The organism is Enterobacter sp. MEB024 (assembly GCF_030209635.1).
In the GTDB taxonomy this organism is placed as follows: domain Bacteria; phylum Pseudomonadota; class Gammaproteobacteria; order Enterobacterales; family Enterobacteriaceae; genus Enterobacter; species Enterobacter ludwigii.
The window spans coordinates 12944-28806 of the sequence record NZ_JARVRQ010000004.1 but is presented as its reverse complement, the minus strand read 5'-3'; the positions used below and the strand labels follow the sequence as shown (position 1 = coordinate 28806).

Sequence of the window (15863 nt, the reverse complement as noted above, 5' to 3'; positions counted from 1 at the left end):
ATAAAAAGTGTGAGGAGCGTTAAATTTTTCGATCCGTCTTCAGCCTTCGATAGGATCAACGTCCAGCACCCACTTCACTTTGCGCGCTTCCGGTAGGGTATTGATCAGCACCAGCGCGCCGCTGACGATATGTTGCAGGCGGATGCGCGAAGGGTGCTGGAGCAAAATCTGCCAGCGGAAACGTCCACCACGCTTTGGTGCCAGCGCCGGCACCGGCCCCAGTATCCACAGCGGGTTATCCACCAGCGGACTGGCCTGCAGGAGGTTTCTCAGCTGCTGCAGGAAAAGCGGTGCCTGCTGGTTGTTGTGATCTTCTGCGCGAATGATGACGTGGCTGGTCCACGGCGGAAGCTGCATCGTCTGGCGTTCTGCCAGCGCCTGCTCCGCAAACGCGTCATAGCCTTTATGCAGCAGGGTTTGCAGTAACGGATGTTCAGGATGGTGGGTCTGTAAAACCACCTCACCCTGTTTGCCTGCGCGACCGGCACGTCCGGCAACCTGGGTATAAAGCTGGGCAAAACGTTCTGCTGAGCGAAAATCGGCCGAAAACAGCGCGCCGTCTACGTCCAGCAGGGCGACCAGCGTTACGTCCGGGAAGTGGTGCCCTTTGGCCAGCATCTGCGTGCCAATCAGAATGCGTGCGCCACCGCGATGCACTTCCGCCAGCTGCTGTTCCAGCGCCCCTTTGCGGCTGGTAGTGTCACGGTCGATGCGGGAAAGAGGAACGTCAGGGAAGAAAGGCTTAAGGGCCTCTTCCAGTTGCTCCGTCCCCAGGCCGACCGGCACGATATGCGTTGAGCCACATGACGGACACTGGCGTGGTACCGGCCGCTGGCTGTCGCAGTGGTGGCAGCGCAAATGGCGCTGGGCCTGATGGAACGTGTAGTAGTGGTCGCAGCGCGGGCATTCGGCAATCCAGCCGCAGTCGTGACACAGCAGCGCCGGGGCAAACCCGCGGCGGTTAAGGAACAAAATGACCTGATTACCGGCCTGCAAATGCTGGCGCATCCGGGTGATAAGCGCAGGCGCTAACCCCGCCTGCACCTGCTGGCCTTTTAGATCCAACACATGCTGAATAGCAGGGCGCGCGTTCCCTGCGCGCCGCGTCAGGCGCAGCATGTGGTATTTACGCTGGCGAACGTTATGCAGCGTTTCGAGGGCGGGCGTCGCGGAGCCAAGAATAATCGGGATTTGCTCGCTGTGGGCGCGATAAACGGCCAGATCGCGGGCGTGATAGCGCCAGCCTTCCTGTTGCTTATAGGAGCTGTCATGCTCTTCATCGATGACGATAACGCCGAGGTTTTTAAACGGCGTAAACAGCGAGGAACGGGTGCCAATCACAATCGCCGCTTCGCCGTTTTTGGCTTTCAGCCAGGCGCTGAGGCGCTCGCTGTCGTTCAGGCCCGAATGTAACACTTCAACCGGCGCATTAAACCGCTCGCGAAAACGGGCGATGGTTTGTGGCGTAAGGCCGATTTCCGGAACCATCACCAGCGCCTGTTTACCCTGCGCAAGCACGTTTTCCAGTACGCTGAGATACACTTCTGTTTTGCCGGAGCCGGTGACCCCTGCCAGTAGCCAGGCGGAGAAATGATCGGAGGCGCTGTGAATGGCCCCTACGGCGGTGGCCTGCTCGGTGTTGAGTCGCAGACGATCCCCTGAAACGGAGAAACTGTCCCGCCAGTCATAAAGGGCAGGCGCCTCGCTTGCCAGTTCGCTCAGCCCTTTTTTGCGCAGGGCCTGTAGCGCCGTTTCGCTCACCTCAAGCTCATCAACCTGATGCCGCCAGATTTTCCCCTGACGCAGGGCCGCCAGCGCCTGCTGCTGTTTCTGCGAGCGTTTCAGGCTATTGATATCGACCGCCTGACCCTCTTCAGTGGCAAACCAGTACCACAGGGGAGCGTGGCTGGCACTTTTACCCTGACGAAGCATAATAGGCAGGGCGTGGAACAGGACATCGCCGATGGGGTGATGGTAGTAATCTGCCGCCCACAGCAGGAGCCGCCAGGTGCTGGTGGAGAAAACGGGCTCGCTGTCCAGTACCTCTGCGACGGCTTTCAGCTCATTGAGCGGCAATTCGCTCTTATCGCTTACCGACACCACAATCCCAATACGCTGTTGTTTGCCAAATGGCACGGTCACGCGACAGCCCGCTTTGGCGCTCATGCTGTCAGGCAGCAGATAGTCAAAGGTGCGGGGAAGCGGAACGGGCAGGGCAACGTGAGCGACGGGCATCGAATCTTCCTGACTTGAAAAGTGGCGCGTTAGTATACACATTAGTGAAAGCGGCGTGCGGATCAGTTTGCATACGTTGGTCAAATTCTGTATGATTCGCCGCCTTTGGTGTACTTTACGCCAAAGAACTTACATTCAACATCGCGTGGTGTCTGGCGTTAGGGCTGGAAGAGCGACGCGGCCTTAACTGAGGTTCTCCCATGAAAAAAGATATTCACCCGAAATACGAAATGATTACTGCAAACTGTTCTTGCGGTAACTCTATCCAGATCCGCTCTACCGTGGGTCACGATCTGAACCTGGACGTGTGCGGCAAATGCCACCCGTTCTACACTGGTAAGCAGCGTGATGTTGCAACCGGTGGCCGTGTTGACCGCTTCAACAAGCGTTTCAGCATCCCGGGCGCTAAGTAAGTTTCCCGAAAAAAAGGCACCGCAAGGTGCCTTTTTTGTATCCGCTTCTCAGTATTCCCACGTATCCGGGTCGATACCCAGTTCACGCATGATCACCTTCGCCTCTTCCGGAATTTCATCACTACGCTCTTTGCGCAGATCTTCATCGTTTGGCAACGGTTGACCGGTAAACGCATGCAGAAACGCTTCGCACAGCAGTTCGCTGTTGGTTGCGTGGCGCAGGTTGTTCACCTGACGACGCGTACGTTCATCGGTGAGGATCTTCAACACCTTCAGAGGAATGGAAACCGTAATTTTCTTTACTTGCTCACTCTTCTTACCGTGCTCAGCGTATGGGCTGATATATTCGCCGCTCCATTCAGCCATGAGATACCTTTAATCCTCTCAGTCATTAATCTAAAGGTGCAAAACCCGTCATCGCCAGTTTTGACCGTAATCCAGCGTAGTTTACCGTAGAGACGATACCGTGGCACGGATATTGCCGCTGCAGCGTGCACTAAAGCATATAATTTTAACGGCTATTTGCGCATTGCTCAATCTATACGCAAAGAAGTTTAGATGTCCAGATGTATTGACGTCCATACTTTCAGTGTTTACTCTGGTGCCTGACTTTTCACCTCTTTTAGCCAGGAAGCCTTCACCATGACGCGTAAACAGGCCACCATCGCAGTGCGTAGCGGATTAAATGATGACGAGCAGTACGGCTGTGTTGTCCCGCCAATTCATCTTTCCAGTACTTACAATTTTACCGGTTTTAATGAACCCCGTGCGCATGACTACTCCCGTCGCGGCAATCCGACGCGTGACGTAACCCAGCGCACGCTGGCGGAGCTGGAAGGCGGAGCAGGCGCCGTGTTAACCAACACCGGGATGTCTGCGATTCACCTGGTGACGACGGTATTTCTGAAGCCGGGCGACCTGCTGGTGGCACCGCACGACTGTTACGGTGGTAGCTATCGTCTGTTTGACAGCCTCGCAAAACGCGGGTGCTACCGCGTGCTGTTTGTCGCTCAAAACGACGAACAGGCGCTGAAACAGGCGCTGGCAGAGAAACCGAAGCTGGTGCTGGTGGAAAGTCCAAGCAATCCATTGTTGCGCGTCGTCGATATTGCGAAAATTTGTCAGCGCGCAAGGGATGCGGGAGCGATAAGTGTAGTGGATAATACCTTCCTCAGTCCGGCCCTTCAGAACCCGCTTGCGCTGGGTGCCGATCTGGTATTGCATTCATGCACAAAATATCTGAACGGTCATTCTGATGTGGTAGCGGGCGTGGTGATTGCAAAAGATCCCGACGTTGTCACCGAACTGGCATGGTGGGCCAATAACATTGGCGTCACTGCGAGCGCTTTCGACAGCTACCTGTTGTTGCGCGGTATCCGCACGCTGTCGCCGCGCATGGAAGTGGCGCAGCGTAATGCTCAGGCGATTGTCGATTTCCTGAAGACCCAGCCGCTGGTGAAAAAGCTCTATCACCCGTCGCTGCCGGAAAACCAGGGGCACGAGATTGCCGCGCGTCAACAAAAGGGATTTGGCGCGATGTTAAGTTTTGAACTGGACGGTGACGAGCAAACGCTGCGTCGCTTCCTGAGCGGGCTGTCATTGTTTACGCTGGCGGAATCATTAGGTGGGGTTGAAAGCTTGATCTCCCACGCCGCGACCATGACGCACGCAGGTATGGCACCAGAAGCACGTGCCGCCGCCGGTATTTCTGAGACGCTGCTGCGTATCTCGACCGGTATTGAAGATTCTGAAGATTTAATTGCCGATCTGGAAAATGGCTTCCGGGTCGCAGCCAAGGGGTAATCATGAGTGTGATAGCGCAGGCAGGGGCGAAGGGTCGTCAACTGCACAAGTTTGGTGGTAGTAGTCTTGCTGATGTGAAGTGTTACCTGCGTGTCGCAGGGATCATGACAGAGTATTCGCAGCCGGGGGACATGATGGTTGTCTCCGCGGCTGGCAGCACCACCAACCAGTTGATTAGCTGGCTCAAACTGAGTCAGACCGATCGCCTCTCTGCGCATCAGGTGCAACAGTCCTTACGTCGTTACCAGAGTGAGCTGATTGCCGGCTTACTGCCAGCGGACGTCGCGGACGGGTTGATTAGCGCCTTTACGCATGACCTTGAGCGTCTGGCTGCCCTGCTGGACAGCGGTATTACCGACGCGGTGTATGCCGAGGTGGTCGGCCACGGTGAAGTGTGGTCTGCGCGCCTGATGGCGGCCGTGCTGCAACACCTGGGCGTGGATGCGGCCTGGCTTGACGCGCGCGACTTCCTGCGTGCCGAACGCGCCGCTCAGCCACAGGTGGATGAAGGCTTGTCATATCCGCTGCTGCAACAACTGCTGGTTCAGCATCCGGGCAAACGTATTGTGGTGACCGGCTTTATCAGCCGCAGCAGTGCCGGTGAAACCGTGCTGCTGGGACGTAACGGCTCTGACTACTCAGCGACGCAAATTGGTGCGCTGGCAGGCGTTTCCCGCGTCACCATCTGGAGCGACGTGGCCGGTGTCTACAGTGCTGACCCGCGTAAAGTGAAAGATGCCTGCCTGCTGCCGCTGCTGCGTCTGGACGAGGCCAGCGAGCTGGCACGCCTGGCGGCACCGGTTCTGCATGCGCGTACGCTACAGCCGGTTTCCGGGAGCGACATCGACCTGCAGCTGCGCTGTAGTTACACCCCGGATCAAGGCTCTACCCGCATCGAACGCGTCCTGGCGTCCGGTACGGGGGCGCGAATTGTGACCAGCCATGACGACATCTGCCTGATTGAGTTCCAGGTCCCGGCGGGCCAGGATTTCAAACTGGCACACAAAGACATCGACCTGATCCTCAAACGCGCCCAGGTGCGTCCGCTCGCCGTTGGCGTGCATAACGATCGCCAGCTGCTGCAGTTCTGCTACACCGCCGAAGTGGCGGACAGCGCCCTGAAAATTCTTGATGAAGCGGGCCTGCCGGGCGAGCTTCGCCTGCGTCAGGGTCTGGCGCTGGTGGCGATGGTGGGGGCGGGCGTTACCCGCAACCCGCTGCACTGCCACCGTTTCTGGCAGCAGCTGAAAGGCCAGCCGGTTGAATTCACCTGGCAGTCGGAAGAGGGCATCAGCCTGGTGGCCGTACTGCGTAAAGGACCCACCGAGAGTCTGATTCAGGGGCTGCATACCTCTCTGTTCCGTGCGGAGAAACGCATTGGACTGGTGCTGTTTGGTAAAGGAAACATCGGCTCACGCTGGCTGGAGCTGTTCGCGCGCGAGCAGGTGACCCTCTCAGCGCGTACCGGGTTTGAATTTATTCTCGCGGGCGTGGTGGACAGCCGCCGCAGCCTGCTGAACTACGAAGGGCTGGACGCCAGCCGGGCGCTGGCCTTCTTTAACGATGAAGCGGTTGAACAGGACGAAGAGTCGCTGTTCCTCTGGATGCGCGCACATCCGTATGACGATCTGGTGGTGCTGGACGTGACCGCCAGTGAACAGCTTGCCGATCAGTATCTTGATTTCGCCAGCCACGGTTTCCATGTTATTAGCGCCAATAAGCTGGCGGGGGCGAGCAGCACGGACAAGTACCGTCAAATCCACGACGCGTTTGAAAAGACAGGCCGTCACTGGCTGTATAACGCCACGGTGGGCGCTGGCTTGCCGGTTAACCATACCGTGCGTGATTTGATTGAAAGCGGCGACAGCATTCTGGCGCTGAGTGGCATCTTCTCCGGTACGCTCTCCTGGCTGTTCCTGCAGTTTGATGGCACCGTGCCGTTCACTGACCTGGTGGATCAGGCATGGCAGCAGGGCTTAACGGAACCTGACCCGCGCGTTGACCTCTCCGGTAAAGACGTTATGCGTAAGCTGGTGATCCTGGCGCGCGAAGCCGGTTATGACATCGAACCTGATGCCGTCCGCGTTGAGTCGCTGGTGCCTGCTGGCTGTGAGGACGACTCTGTCGACCACTTCTTCGAGAACGGCGAAGAGCTGAACGAGCAGATGGTGCAACGTCTGGAAGCGGCAAACGAGATGGGGCTGGTGCTGCGCTACGTGGCGCGTTTCGAAGCGAACGGAAAAGCACGTGTGGGTGTCGAGGCGGTTCGTCCTGAACATCCGCTGGCGGCACTGCTGCCGTGCGATAATGTTTTCGCCATTGAAAGCCGCTGGTACCGTGATAACCCACTGGTGATCCGTGGCCCGGGTGCGGGGCGCGATGTGACCGCCGGGGCTATCCAGTCCGACATCAACCGTCTGGCTAAACTGCTGTAATCTTTCTTGTTCCCTCTCCCGGTGGGAGAGGGACAGGGTGAGGGCATCAGACCGCACTCACCCGCCATCATGAACTCCCTTCATCTTCCCTGAGCATTCCTCACCATTCCTGGCGATTATTTCTGTTGACGTCCCTCCGCTTTTCCGTCATTTTTACATCTGGACGTCTAAACGTATAGAAGTTCGAAACACAACACACAATGACACGCGATTGATGAGGTAAGGTATGAGCTTTTTTCACGCCAACCAGCGGGAAGCCCTGAATCAGAGCCTGGCCGAAGTAAATGGTCAGATTAACGTCTCTTTTGAATTTTTCCCGCCGCGCACCAGTGAAATGGAGCAAACCCTCTGGAGCTCTATCGATCGCCTGAGCAGCCTGAAACCGAAGTTTGTCTCCGTCACCTACGGTGCCAACTCCGGTGAGCGTGACCGTACGCACAGCATCATTAAAGGCATTAAGGACCGTACGGGTCTGGAAGCGGCTCCGCACCTGACCTGTATCGACGCGACGCGCGATGAGCTGCGTGCCATTGCCCAGGACTACTGGAACAACGGTATTCGCCATATCGTCGCCCTGCGCGGTGACCTGCCGCCGGGGAGCGGTAAACCGGACATGTACGCCACCGATCTGGTCGCGCTGCTGAAAGAGGTCGCAGACTTCGACATTTCCGTTGCTGCTTATCCTGAAGTTCACCCGGAAGCGAAAAGCGCCCAGGCGGATCTGCTTAACCTGAAGCGTAAAGTGGACGCCGGTGCGAACCGCGCCATTACCCAGTTCTTCTTTGATGTGGAAAGCTACCTGCGCTTTCGTGACCGCTGTGTGTCCGCGGGCATCGACGTCGAAATTATCCCGGGAATTTTGCCGGTCTCTAACTTCAAACAGGCGAAGAAATTTGCCGATATGACCAATGTGCGCATTCCACACTGGATGTCTAAAATGTACGAAGGGCTGGACGATGACCCGGAAACACGCAAGCTGGTGGGCGCAAACATCGCGATGGACATGGTGAAGATCTTGAGTCGTGAAGGGGTGAAGGATTTCCACTTCTATACGCTCAACCGCGCGGAAATGAGTTACGCCATTTGCCATACGCTGGGTGTTCGGCCTGGCGCATAACAAATAGAAGCCCTCTTCGGAGGGTTTTTTGATTTATAAGGGTTTTATTTACCCGCCATATCAGCAATGCTGCCTTTGACGTACAGAACGCACATACTTTCAATGGGAAATTAAACGGAATTAACTATCGAATCTGTGGGTTATCTCAACTATACCTTATCAACAAGGGCGTATATCGTAACCGTAACACTGTAAAAGGGAGCATAGCGATGAGCACGTCAGACGACAGCAATAATGCGGCATCAATCGGCAAGTGCCCGTTCCATCAGGGCAGCGTCGATCACAGCGCGGGGGCAGGCACAGGCAGCCGCGACTGGTGGCCAAAACAACTCCGCGTCGATCTTCTTAATCAACATTCCAACCGTTCTAACCCTCTGGGTGAAGACTTTGACTACCGCAAAGAATTCAGCAAACTTGATTACTCAGCGCTCAAGGGCGATCTCAAAGCACTTCTGACCGACTCTCAGCCGTGGTGGCCAGCCGACTGGGGCAGCTATGCGGGCCTGTTTATCCGTATGGCCTGGCACGGCGCAGGTACCTATCGCTCCGTTGACGGTCGCGGTGGCGCAGGGCGCGGTCAACAGCGCTTTGCCCCCCTGAACTCCTGGCCAGATAACGTAAGTCTGGATAAAGCGCGCCGTCTCCTGTGGCCTATCAAGCAAAAATACGGTCAAAAAATTTCCTGGGCTGACCTCTTCATCCTTGCCGGTAACGTGGCGCTGGAGAACTCTGGCTTCCGTACCTTTGGTTTTGGGGCCGGGCGTGAAGATGTCTGGGAACCGGATATGGACGTGAACTGGGGTGATGAAAAAGCCTGGCTCACCCACCGTGACCCGGAAGCACTGGCGAAGCGCCCACTGGCAGCCACCGAAATGGGGCTGATTTACGTTAACCCGGAAGGGCCAAACGCCAGCGGTGAACCGCTGTCAGCGGCCGCGGCGATCCGTGCCACCTTTGGCAACATGGGGATGAACGACGAAGAGACCGTTGCGTTGATTGCAGGCGGTCATACCCTCGGTAAAACCCACGGTGCAGGTGAGGCGACCCATGTCGGCGCCGACCCGGAAGCCGCGCCAATTGAAGCGCAGGGTCTGGGCTGGACCAGTACGCACGGTACCGGCGTTGGCGCAGATGCGATCACCTCCGGGCTGGAAGTCATCTGGTCACAAACGCCGACCCAGTGGAGTAACTACTTCTTCGAGAACCTGTTCAAATACGAGTGGGTGCAGACCCGCAGCCCGGCGGGTGCGATTCAGTTCGAAGCCGTGGATGCACCAGACATTATGCCTGATCCGTTCGACCCGTCGAAAAAGCGCAAACCGACGATGCTGGTCACCGATCTGACGCTGCGTTTTGACCCCGAGTTCGAGAAAATCTCCCGCCGCTTCCTGAACGATCCGCAGGCCTTTAACGAAGCCTTTGCCCGCGCGTGGTTCAAGCTGACCCACCGTGATATGGGGCCAAAAGCGCGTTACATTGGTCCGGAAGTGCCGAAAGAAGATCTCATCTGGCAGGATCCACTGCCGCAGGCGGTGTTCAACCCGACCAATGAGGACATCGAGAGTCTGAAAGCGGAAATCATTGCCTCGGGTCTGTCCGTGAGCGACCTGGTTTCCGTTGCCTGGGCGTCTGCATCGACCTTCCGCGGTGGCGATAAGCGTGGCGGCGCCAACGGTGCGCGTCTGGCACTGGCACCCCAGCGCGACTGGGAAGTTAACGCCGCAGCGGTTCGCGCGTTACCCGCCCTGGAAGCTATTCAGCGTACCACCAACAAAGCGTCACTGGCCGATATCATCGTGCTGGCAGGTGTGGTGGGTGTTGAACAGGCGGCGAAAGAGGCCGGCGTTTACGTCAATGTACCGTTCACGCCGGGCCGCGTTGATGCGCGTCAGGATCAAACGGATATCGAGATGTTTAACCTGCTCGAACCGATTGCCGATGGCTTCCGTAACTACCGTGCACAGGTTGATGCCTCCACTACCGAGTCTCTGTTGATTGATAAGGCCCAGCAGCTGACGCTCACTGCACCAGAACTGACGGTGCTGATTGGCGGTCTGCGCGTACTGGGGGCGAACTTCGATGGCAGTCAGAACGGCGTGTTCACCCATCGTGAAGGCGTGCTGAGTAACGATTTCTTCGTGAACCTGCTGGACATGAATACCCAGTGGAAAGCGACCGATGAATCAAACGAGCTGTTTGCCGGCAGCGATCGCGCCAGCGGTGAAGTGAAATACACCGCCACGCGTGCCGATCTGGTATTCGGTTCGAACGCCGTGCTGCGCGCGCTGGCCGAGGTTTACGCCAGCAGCGACGCCCATGAGAAATTCGTCCGCGACTTTGTTGCCGCTTGGGCGAAGGTGATGGATTTGGATCGGTTTGATCTGCAGTAAAAACAATCCCCGCTTCGGCGGGGATTTTTTTACCATCCGGCAATACCGGTTACGCCCACTCCCGCAGGAACTGTTGCCCGTACTGATCGGCCACCAGCAGCGCCGCGTAAACCTGATCCGTTGACACCCCGCCTGGCATGTTGTGAATGGTTTCACCCTCTGCGCAGGCAGCCTCGGCAATCAGCCGCATTTTAAGCGGAATATCCTCTTTAATGTTCAGTTCTGCTAGCGTGATGGGCAAACCTACGCTGTGACACAGCGCCGCGACGGTTTCAATTTCCTCTACCGGGGCATTTTCCAGCACCAGTTGCGTCAGCGTCCCAAACGCCACTTTTTCACCGTGATAGAACGAATGTGCCTCCGGCACGGCGGTCATTCCGTTGTGAATGGCGTGTGCGGCCGCCAGTCCACCGCTTTCAAATCCAACGCCGCTCAGATAGGTATTGGCTTCAATGATGCGCTCCAGCGCCGGTGTGACCACGTGCTGCCCGGCCGCGAGCATCGCTTTCTCACCCTCTTCAATTAACGTGTTGTAGCACAGCTCGGCGAGGGCTAGCGCAGCCTGGGTACATTTTCCGCCCGCCATGGTGATCGCGCCACTACGGGAACAGGCGCGCGCTTCAAACCAGGTGGCAAGGGCATCGCCTATCCCGGCGGCCAGCAGACGCGGCGGAGCGCCAGCTACCACCCGGGTGTCGACAATCACCATGTTCGGGTTATGCGGCAGCATCAGGTAGCGATCGAATTCACCGCTGTCGGTATAAATGACGGAAAGGGCGCTGCACGGGGCGTCGGTGGAGGCGATAGTCGGGGCGATGGCAACGGGCACGTCCATAAAATGCGCCAGCGCTTTGGCGGTATCCAGCGTTTTCCCGCCGCCGATACCGAGCACCGCCATACAGTCGGCGCCGTCGGCCCGTTTTTTCAGGCGATCGATTTCATTTTGCGAACATTCGCCACCGAAGGGCGCGATTTCAGCATAAATTTCCGCTTTTTTGAAACTCTCAAGCAAGGTCTCTTGTGCAAAACCCAGCACAAACTTATCACCCACAACCAGCCAGCGTGTTGCCAGTGGTTTCAGATAGTCGCCGAGACGGGTGAGAACATCAGCGCCCTGGATATATTTCCCCGGCGATTGAATGATACGGTCCATAACAGATCTCCCTTAGAGGTTGAGGTTACCAAACGCGTTTTTCCAGTCGTGCTCAAACTTCTCTATGGCTGACTCTACCGCCGGGGTGCCGAGCATTTGTTGCGCTACATCTAAAGGAAGCGTGATTGCTTCACATCCGGCGAGCAGGCAGTCCAGCGCCTGACGTGGTGTTTTGAAGCTGGCGGCCAGCACGCTGCTTTCTGGGGCGTGGCGTTCGAGCAGGGATTGCAGCTCCTGTACCATACGAATGCCGTCCCCGCCCTGAGCGTCGACGCGGTTAACATACGGTGCGACATATTTCGCTCCCGCCAGCGCGGCCAGTAAACCCTGGGCGGCGCTGTAAACGGCCGTGCCTAACGTGGTAATGCCCTCTTTTTTCAGCATTTTTATCGCCATAAGGCCCTGTGCGGTCACCGGGATTTTCACCACGATGCCAGGAATAGCGTTACTCAGGCGTTTGGCTTCTGCCACCATCCCTTCGGCTTCACGGCTCATGGTCTGGGCAAACAGCGTACCCTGTGGCCCGATGGCGTTTTGCAGACGCGGCAGTACGTTCCAGAGGGTTTCGCCGCTGGCAGCTACAATGCTCGGGTTGGTGGTGACGCCGGCAATCGGAAAAATGCGCGCCAGGCGCTCAACCTCTGCCACGTTGGCGGTATCCAGATACAGTTCCATTATTTTTCCTTAAGTCAGAAAGGTTAACTTAAGGATAAGGTGGGGCTGCTGGTCGGGGATACAGGTCAATTTTGCCAAATACTGGACAAATGTAATGTGCTTAGTGAAGTGAGAGGGCGATCACAATGCTAGTTTTTGGCAGTCAGCTGGCTGTGATACTGGCGGCGGTACTCGGAAGGGGAGCGTTCGGTATGTTTACGAAAGAGGCGACAGAAGTAGTTGCTGTCTGTAAAGCCGCAGCGGGCGGCAATGTCTTTGATTTTTAGATCATAACCCTTGAGCAACTGGCGCGCGTGTTCCAGACGCGTTTGGGTCAGGTATTCATTGAACCCCACGTTCCCGGTCTTCTGAAACAGATGTGAAAGGTAGTTGGGTGAAATATAAAACGCCCGCGCCACGGAATCGCGGGTCAGCGGTGAGGCGTGATGTTCATCGAGATAGCGCCGGATGGCTTCAAACAAAGCACGACTGCGGCTGTCAGTATGAATGTCGCTGCCAAGAAGATCGCGACAGTGGCTGAGCATACTCAGTACCACCAGTCTGGCCGTTTCCTGTTCATCAGGCTGCATCTGCAGTTCGGCCAGCGTTTGCAGGAGAAACGCTCCGGTTCGGGGGCCGCGCCGGGCAACCTGCTGGTGCTGTATAAGCACGTTATCCCGATAAAGACGAAGCGACAGCTGCTGTTTACCGAAGCTGATGCTGAGCGCGTGTCCGGTATGAAGCAACCCCTCCGCAGAGGAAGAAAACCACGCTTCGCAGGCATTATCGAGGTTAATGACCAGGCAAGGCGTTGTGCGGGAGTGTGGGTCGGGTGGGGCGACAAACCGTACGTCACGTAGCGCTACGGTGCCATTAATGAGGTCGGTCAGAAGGGTGCTGATGTCGTGGTGCATGGCGTGAATACCGGATATCGCCCGGCAGCGTTAGCGCTGCCGGGCCTGTATGAAGCCAATGGATTAGCCTGTGTTACGCATACCTGCCGCAACGCCTGCAATCGTCACCATCAACGCCTGTTCGACGCGTGGATCCGGCTCTTTACCTTCCTCTTCCGCCAGACGTGAACGGTGCAGCAGCTCCGCCTGCAGGACGTTGAGGGGGTCGGTGTAGATATTACGCAGCTGGATGGACTCGGCAATCCACGGCAGATCCGCCATCAGGTGCGAGTCGTTAGCAATATCCAGCACCACTTTGATGTCGCCTTCCAGCAGTTCGCGCAGCTCTTTACCCAGCGTCCACAGCTCAGGCTTCACCAGACGCTGATCGTAGTATTCCGCCAGCCACAGGTCTGCTTTCGAGAAGACCATCTCCAGCATACCCAGACGGGTGGAGAAGAACGGCCAGTCGCGGCACATGGTTTCCAGTTCGTTCTGTTTGCCATCTTCCACCACTTTCTGCAGCGCCGCGCCTGCGCCCAGCCAGGCGGGCAGCATCAGACGGTTCTGGGTCCAGGCGAAGATCCACGGGATGGCACGCAGAGACTCTACACCACCGGTCGGTCGGCGCTTAGCCGGACGTGAACCCAGCGGCAGTTTACCCAGCTCCTGCTCAGGGGTAGCTGAACGGAAGTAAGGCACAAAATCTTTGTTTTCACGCACGTAGCCGCGGTACAGATCGCAGGAGATATCTGACAGCTCGTCCATGATATGGCACCAGGACTCTTTCGGCTCTGGCGGTGGCAGCAGGTTCGCTTCCAGAATCGCACTGGTGTAGAGCGACAGGCTGCTGATGGTCACTTCCGGCAGGCCGTACTTGAAGCGGATCATCTCGCCCTGTTCGGTCACGCGCAGGCCGCCTTTCAGGCTTCCCGGCGGTTGTGACAGCAGTGCCGCATGCGCTGGCGCACCACCACGGCCAATCGAGCCACCGCGTCCGTGGAACAGCGTCAGTTCGATGCCTGCTTTTTCACAGGTCTTGATCAACGCGTCCTGTGCCTGATACTGCGCCCAGGATGCCGCCATGACGCCCGCGTCTTTTGCGGAGTCGGAATAGCCAATCATCACCATCTGTTTGCCCTGAATAAAGCCGCGGTACCAGTCGATGTTCAGCAGCTGCGTCATGACGTCGTTGGCGTTGTTCAGGTCATCAAGGGTTTCAAACAGCGGTGCAACCGGAAGGGCATAGTCGATACCGGCTTCTTTGAGCAGAAGGTGAACACCCAGCACGTCAGACGGCGTTTTCGCCATGGAGATCACATAGGCAGCCACCGATCCTTTCGGCGCATCAACGATCGCTTTACAGGTGTTGAGCACCTCGCGGGTTTCGTTGCTTGGCTCCCAGTTACGTGGCAGCAGGGGGCGCTTGGAGTTCAGTTCGCGGATCAGGAAGGCTTGTTTGTCCGCTTCAGACCAGCTTTCATAGTCGCCGATGCCGAGATAGCGGGTCAGTTCGCCCAGCGCTTCGGTATGACGGGTGCTTTCCTGACGGACGTCAATACGCACCAGCGGCACGCCGAAACACTTCACGCGGCGCAGGGTGTCGAGCAATTCGCCATTCGCGATGATGCCCATTCCGCAGGCCTGCAGTGATTTATAGCAGGCATACAGCGGCTCCCAGAGCTGCTCGTTCTGGCTCAGCAGGCCTTCCGGCTTTGGCAGGCGCTGGCCTTTCAGACGCGCTTCCAGCCAGGCCTGCGTCGCCATCAGTTGGCCACGCAGTTTTTTCATCAGGAAACGATACGGCTCGCTGGCACCTTCTTCGCCGGCCAGCGCGCGCAGTTCAGGCGTGGCCTCTACCATCGACAGCTCGGAGATCAATACCTGAATATCTTTCAGGAACAGGTCGGTTGCTTTCCAGCGGCTCAACAGGAGCACGTGGCGGGTAATTTCCGCGGTGACGTTCGGGTTGCCGTCACGGTCGCCGCCCATCCAGGAGGTGAAACGCACCGGCACAAAATCGACCGGCAGGCGGTAATCCAGATTCGCTTCCAGCTGCTCGTTCAGCTCACGCAGGTAGTTCGGCACCCCTTCCCACAGGCTATTTTCCACCACTGCAAAGCCCCATTTGGCTTCGTCGACCGGGCTTGGACGATGCTTACGAATTTCATCGGTGTGCCAGGACTGGGCAATCAGCTGGCGCAGACGGCGCATCAGCTGGTTGCGCTCGTAGTCAGCAATGTCTTTGTTATCCAGCTGCTTGAGGCAGTTGTTCACTTCCACCATTTTGTGGATCAGGGTGCGGCGAGTGATTTCGGTTGGGTGAGCGGTCAGAACCAGCTCCAGCGAAAGGGACTCCACCGCTTTTTTGATGATGTCTTCGTTGAGGTCTGGCTGGTCTTTCAGTTTACGAAGCGTACGGGCAATGACTTCCGGGTTGCTGGCAGCTTCGCCATTCGGCGAAATGCTGTGGTATTGCTCAGCGGTGTTTGCCAGGTTCAGAAACTGGCTGAAGGCGCGGGCAACGGGCAGCAGCTCATCGTTAGAAAGGTTCTGCAAGGTGGTGAGCAGCTCCTGACGACTGGCCTCGTTACCTGCACGGGAAGATTTTGACAGCTTGCGGATGGTTTCAACGCGGTCGAGGATGTTTTCCCCCAACGCATCTTTGATGGTATCTCCAAGCACTTTGCCGAGCATACTGACATTACTACGCAACGCGGAATATTGTTCGTTCATAAAAACCCAGTCACCCCATCATTTTTGTTTATGC

At 57.1% G+C, this 15863-nt stretch carries 11 protein-coding genes; 5 read left to right on the top strand and 6 right to left on the bottom strand.

Annotation, left to right across the window (positions count from 1 at the left end; translation table 11 throughout):
* Positions 1-39: 39 nt before the first annotated feature.
* Positions 40-2235, bottom strand: a complete 2196-nt coding sequence (gene priA, locus QRN24_RS09200; RefSeq protein WP_047742291.1) for a primosomal protein N' — start codon at positions 2233-2235, stop codon at positions 40-42.
* A gap of 200 nt (positions 2236-2435) precedes the next feature.
* On the opposite strand from priA, the gene rpmE reads away from it, so the two are divergent.
* Positions 2436-2648 (top strand): 50S ribosomal protein L31, encoded by a 213-nt coding sequence (rpmE, locus tag QRN24_RS09195; protein WP_003862040.1) that lies wholly within the window; start codon positions 2436-2438, stop codon positions 2646-2648.
* 48 nt (positions 2649-2696) lie between these two features.
* Here rpmE and metJ read toward each other — a convergent pair whose 3' ends face one another.
* The gene (gene metJ, locus QRN24_RS09190) at positions 2697-3014 is read right to left on the bottom strand and encodes a met regulon transcriptional regulator MetJ (protein WP_007369220.1); all 318 of its coding nucleotides are present in this window, start codon (positions 3012-3014) and stop codon (positions 2697-2699) included.
* A gap of 276 nt (positions 3015-3290) precedes the next feature.
* On the opposite strand from metJ, the gene metB reads away from it, so the two are divergent.
* From metB to katG, 4 genes are all read left to right on the top strand, one after another.
* The gene (gene metB / locus QRN24_RS09185) at positions 3291-4451 is read left to right on the top strand and encodes a cystathionine gamma-synthase (protein WP_284942643.1); all 1161 of its coding nucleotides are present in this window, start codon (positions 3291-3293) and stop codon (positions 4449-4451) included.
* A gap of 2 nt (positions 4452-4453) precedes the next feature.
* A complete protein-coding gene (locus QRN24_RS09180) occupies positions 4454-6886 on the top strand; it encodes a bifunctional aspartate kinase/homoserine dehydrogenase II (protein ID WP_020883947.1) in 2433 nt (810 codons plus the stop codon).
* A 226-nt stretch (positions 6887-7112) separates the two neighbouring features.
* On the top strand, positions 7113-8003 hold the full coding sequence (gene metF, locus QRN24_RS09175) for a methylenetetrahydrofolate reductase (RefSeq protein WP_014172187.1): 891 nt from the start codon (positions 7113-7115) through the stop codon (positions 8001-8003).
* A 209-nt stretch (positions 8004-8212) separates the two neighbouring features.
* On the top strand, positions 8213-10393 hold the full coding sequence (gene katG / locus QRN24_RS09170; protein ID WP_020883946.1) for a catalase/peroxidase HPI: 2181 nt from the start codon (positions 8213-8215) through the stop codon (positions 10391-10393).
* A 49-nt stretch (positions 10394-10442) separates the two neighbouring features.
* On the opposite strand, the gene gldA is transcribed toward katG, so the two are convergent.
* The 4 genes from gldA to ppc all read right to left on the bottom strand — a co-directional run bounded on the left by gldA (position 10443) and on the right by ppc (position 15829).
* The gene (gldA, locus tag QRN24_RS09165; protein WP_284942642.1) at positions 10443-11546 is read right to left on the bottom strand and encodes a bifunctional L-1,2-propanediol dehydrogenase/glycerol dehydrogenase; all 1104 of its coding nucleotides are present in this window, start codon (positions 11544-11546) and stop codon (positions 10443-10445) included.
* Positions 11547-11558: 12 nt separating this feature from the next.
* Positions 11559-12221, bottom strand: a complete 663-nt coding sequence (gene fsa / locus QRN24_RS09160) for a fructose-6-phosphate aldolase (protein WP_284942641.1) — start codon at positions 12219-12221, stop codon at positions 11559-11561.
* A 128-nt stretch (positions 12222-12349) separates the two neighbouring features.
* Positions 12350-13114, bottom strand: a complete 765-nt coding sequence (locus tag QRN24_RS09155; RefSeq protein ID WP_040018280.1) for a helix-turn-helix transcriptional regulator — start codon at positions 13112-13114, stop codon at positions 12350-12352.
* 63 nt (positions 13115-13177) lie between these two features.
* On the bottom strand, positions 13178-15829 hold the full coding sequence (gene ppc / locus QRN24_RS09150; protein ID WP_047954821.1) for a phosphoenolpyruvate carboxylase: 2652 nt from the start codon (positions 15827-15829) through the stop codon (positions 13178-13180).
* Positions 15830-15863: the final 34 nt, after the last annotated feature.

What these genes read in the sequence shown, in the direction of transcription:
- priA (WP_047742291.1), bottom strand. Translation starts at nt 2,235, where the DNA reads ATGCCCGTCGCTCACGTTGCCCTGCCCGTTCCGCTTCCCCGCACCTTT.
- rpmE (WP_003862040.1), top strand. Translation starts at nt 2,436, where the DNA reads ATGAAAAAAGATATTCACCCGAAATACGAAATGATTACTGCAAACTGT.
- metJ (WP_007369220.1), bottom strand. Translation starts at nt 3,014, where the DNA reads ATGGCTGAATGGAGCGGCGAATATATCAGCCCATACGCTGAGCACGGT.
- metB (WP_284942643.1), top strand. Translation starts at nt 3,291, where the DNA reads ATGACGCGTAAACAGGCCACCATCGCAGTGCGTAGCGGATTAAATGAT.
- QRN24_RS09180 (WP_020883947.1), top strand. Translation starts at nt 4,454, where the DNA reads ATGAGTGTGATAGCGCAGGCAGGGGCGAAGGGTCGTCAACTGCACAAG.
- metF (WP_014172187.1), top strand. Translation starts at nt 7,113, where the DNA reads ATGAGCTTTTTTCACGCCAACCAGCGGGAAGCCCTGAATCAGAGCCTG.
- katG (WP_020883946.1), top strand. Translation starts at nt 8,213, where the DNA reads ATGAGCACGTCAGACGACAGCAATAATGCGGCATCAATCGGCAAGTGC.
- gldA (WP_284942642.1), bottom strand. Translation starts at nt 11,546, where the DNA reads ATGGACCGTATCATTCAATCGCCGGGGAAATATATCCAGGGCGCTGAT.
- fsa (WP_284942641.1), bottom strand. Translation starts at nt 12,221, where the DNA reads ATGGAACTGTATCTGGATACCGCCAACGTGGCAGAGGTTGAGCGCCTG.
- QRN24_RS09155 (WP_040018280.1), bottom strand. Translation starts at nt 13,114, where the DNA reads ATGCACCACGACATCAGCACCCTTCTGACCGACCTCATTAATGGCACC.
- ppc (WP_047954821.1), bottom strand. Translation starts at nt 15,829, where the DNA reads ATGAACGAACAATATTCCGCGTTGCGTAGTAATGTCAGTATGCTCGGC.